Source organism: Pseudomonas sp. Ag1 (assembly GCF_000278565.1).
Lineage (GTDB): Bacteria > Pseudomonadota > Gammaproteobacteria > Pseudomonadales > Pseudomonadaceae > Aquipseudomonas.
In genome coordinates, this window is record NZ_AKVH01000019.1 from 1 (window position 1) to 3,064 (window position 3,064).

General features: G+C 58.6%; 6 protein-coding genes. 4 read left to right on the forward strand and 2 right to left on the reverse strand.

Translation table 11 applies throughout. From position 1 onward, the window contains the following. Positions 1–91: 91 nt before the first annotated feature. On the reverse strand, positions 92–613 hold the full coding sequence (locus A462_RS32130) for a DUF3087 family protein (RefSeq protein ID WP_003210892.1): 522 nt from the start codon (positions 611–613) through the stop codon (positions 92–94). A 153-nt stretch (positions 614–766) separates the two neighbouring features. Between A462_RS32130 and A462_RS34545 the strand changes: the two genes are divergently transcribed. Next, a complete protein-coding gene (locus A462_RS34545) occupies positions 767–940 on the forward strand; it encodes a hypothetical protein (RefSeq protein ID WP_008430128.1) in 174 nt (57 codons plus the stop codon). Positions 941–964: 24 nt separating this feature from the next. Continuing rightward, entirely contained in the window at positions 965–1,159 is a 195-nt protein-coding gene (locus A462_RS32125) for a DUF6021 family protein (protein WP_003210890.1), read from the forward strand. Positions 1,160–1,194: 35 nt separating this feature from the next. On the opposite strand, the gene A462_RS32120 is transcribed toward A462_RS32125, so the two are convergent. After that, complete coding sequence (locus A462_RS32120) at positions 1,195–1,440, reverse strand: DUF6555 family protein (protein WP_023658994.1); 246 nt, start codon at positions 1,438–1,440, stop codon at positions 1,195–1,197. Positions 1,441–1,598: 158 nt separating this feature from the next. On the opposite strand from A462_RS32120, the gene A462_RS32115 reads away from it, so the two are divergent. Both A462_RS32115 and A462_RS32110 read left to right on the forward strand, forming a co-directional pair. Further along, on the forward strand, positions 1,599–2,429 hold the full coding sequence (locus A462_RS32115; RefSeq protein WP_008430133.1) for an arylamine N-acetyltransferase family protein: 831 nt from the start codon (positions 1,599–1,601) through the stop codon (positions 2,427–2,429). A gap of 123 nt (positions 2,430–2,552) precedes the next feature. Beyond that, the coding region (locus tag A462_RS32110) for an outer membrane beta-barrel protein (protein WP_008430135.1) at positions 2,553–3,064 on the forward strand (512 nt) is incomplete at its 3' end.

A 3,064-nucleotide genomic window follows, 5' to 3' on the forward strand; every position in this document is an offset into this window, starting at 1 on the left:
GTTTTGCTTACTTTTGCGCTGTTCAAAAGTGAGCCGCTGTAAGAGCGGAACCCATATCAGCCATCACCCAAATAACGGATATGCCCCCCAATCAGCGAGCCTTCACAGCCTCAACCCAATCCGGATCCAGCCGCGTCTGGTCAGGCTCAATCCCCAACCCCCGCATCCTCTCCAGGTGCTCATCAACCTCGCGCACCAACTGCGCCTGAGAACTCGAATTGGCGTCCAGTTCGTGCATCTGCATCAACCCAAGGTGATAAAACCGCAGCAACTTGATCGCCACCGGATCATTCGCCTTCACCCCGTCAGTCACCTTGTGCATCACATTAGTCACACTCATCAGGCTGCGCTTGAGCTGCCACCCATACACCGCCGGCGCGAACCAGGCCTGGTTCCAGAACGGCCCCCGCACCAGCCCTACGGTAATCAACACCCCGGCAAACACCCCGCCCACATTAAAGCGAAAATTATCCCCCCCAGGCTCACCAAACAGCATCACCGCCAGGCTGGAAAGCACCATCGCCAACACCACAAACAACCCCGCGACTATCAACGTACTGCGTCGCGTCTGCTGGCGAAAAACAATCGGGTCGCACGGTTTGAGCTCAAACATCCAGGGTCAGTCTCCATGGCACAAGTAGGGTTATAACGCCGGCCAGCATCTTCTCATGCTTCACCCGTCGGAGTGACGGTAATCAGGTTGAACGATGGATCAGCGCAATTTCTCTAACCCCTGTAGGCAACCGACCCCCAAGCGAGGTGAATCATGACCCGGTACCAGCAACAGCCGCCCGGCACACCCAACCCCGACCGCACGCCCGGCGAAGAGGAGCGTGACAACGACGCCCTGCGCCCCAACGACCCGGCCGAACGGCAAGACGACGAAGAGCAGGTCGAGGAAGACCTGGAAAACCTGCACGACAAGGCCCGCCCGCTGTAGACCCGGCGCGCCAAGGAGGTAGTTATGACTAATCGTACAAGCGGCCCGCATTCATCCGAGCATTCCAGCGGCAAGGACGAATTGGGTTTCGACCCCGATTCCCCGGACGTCGCAGACCCACAGGTCGACCCGGTAGGTCCCGCCATTGCCCCGTTGGACAAGCCAGAAAAAACCGGCAAGAAGCCGGCCTATGATCCCCTCGGTGATCTGAAAAAGTGAAACAAGCCCCGCCGTCGTGCGGGGCTTTTTATTCCTCAACCAAGCCGTTTCGGGGCTGTCCATGTCACCTCGGTGATGCCGAACTTCTCCGCCCAGGGACGAGTGGTCTTTTTCACCCGCTCGTGGCCCGGCCGGCCTATCCGCCCCACGTGGGCAATGTCGGCGTCAACGGCCGCCCAATGCCACGCTTCGGCGTTGTTCATGACCTCGGCACGCACCACAAAGGTTTTTGGTTCGCCGTGTAGCAAGTAGTGGATGGTGTAGATCATTGCGGTACTCATGATGCCTCCCTGTCTTGTAGTGAATGGATATAAATCAGTTCAGAAAGGTTCAGAAAGTTTGTGCATCTGAGGGCTTGCATTTGATTCAACCCACAATTGGCAAATAACCGCCGTCAGGGTATTAGTGGTGCTTTCGCCACCGACTCCAGGATTGCGTCATGCCAGAGCTGACCCACAGCCGCCTCTACCTGCAACGTCTGGGCTACGACACGCCGCCTCCGCCCACCCTGCAAACCCTGCAGGATCTGCAGTTGCGCCATGTCAGCACCTTCGCGTTTGAAAGCCTGTCGACCCTGCTGCACGCACCGGTGCCGATCGATTTGCCGAGCGTCGAACAAAAAGTCCTGTTCGACGGCCGTGGTGGTTATTGCTACGAGCTGAACCAGCTGTTCCTGGCCTTGTTGCAGGAGTTGGGCTTCGAGGCGCGGGGCATTACCGGCCGTGTGGTGATGGGGGGGCCGCCCGATGCACTGACGGCGCGCACCCATCGGCTGAGCCTGGTGACCCTGGACGGCGTGCGTTACATCAGTGATGTCGGCTTTGGTGGCATGGTGCCCACCAGTCCGTTGCAACTGGACACCGATGCCACCCAGGCCACCGCCCATGAACCCTATCGCCTGAGCCTGGACGAGGGCAGCTACACCTTGTGGGCGCAGGTCGCCGGTGAGTGGCGCGGCTTATATGTGTTCGACCTGCAGGTGCAGTCACACTTCGACTACGAGATCGGTAACTGGTACGTCTCCACCCACCCGGATTCGCCGTTCCTCGGCCAGCTGAAAGTCGCACTGATTGGCCCGGGATTTCGCCGTACGCTGAACAACGGGCAGTACGCGATTCACTACCTGGACCGGGCCAGCGAAAAGCGTGCAATCGAGGACGTCGAAGAGTTGCTGAACCTGTTGCAGGCCAGCTTTGGTATTCGCCTGCCGGAGCATCCGCAGTTGCGGTCAATTTTCGGTCGTTTGCTGGCTCCCGTCCAAGACGCTTGATATAGAGCCTTCGCTGAACCGTTTTACCTCGAAAAAGGTGCAAATTAATTCGAACCTTTCGCCAAAACGAGGGTTCGAAGCGTTTCCTGAATAATTTGCCACCTGCAATGGAGACGTAAAACGATGTCCAAACTATTCGGAAAGATCCTCAAGAATTCCTCGGTCCTGGCCTTGATCGCGGCACCTGGTGTGGTGTTCGCAGCAGCGCCGACCGACCCGATTTCCACCTTCGGGATCCTCGGCAGCTACAACGACTTCAAACTCGAAGGCGGTAGCCAAAGCGACAAGGACCACATGCCTGAAGCCGGCCTGTTCTATAACTTCGGCAACAAGCTGACGGCTGAATCCGGCTTTATCTACCAGGCCGGTATCGAAGCCAAGTACGGCGAGAAGAGCGACAACAAGCTCAAGGAAGGCCAGGCCGACCTCGACCTCGGCTGGCGTGCCGCGCTGGATGCGCGCAACTTCGTCGACGTGCTGGTGGGTGGCGGCTACAGCTGGACCCGCTACGAGCCGGACTCGGGCGACTACGACATGAAACTCACCAACAAATCGCCGTTCGCCAAAGCGGCCCTGGGCTACAACCACCAGTTCGACGACATGACCATGCGTGTTGAACTGGGCGCCCGCCATAC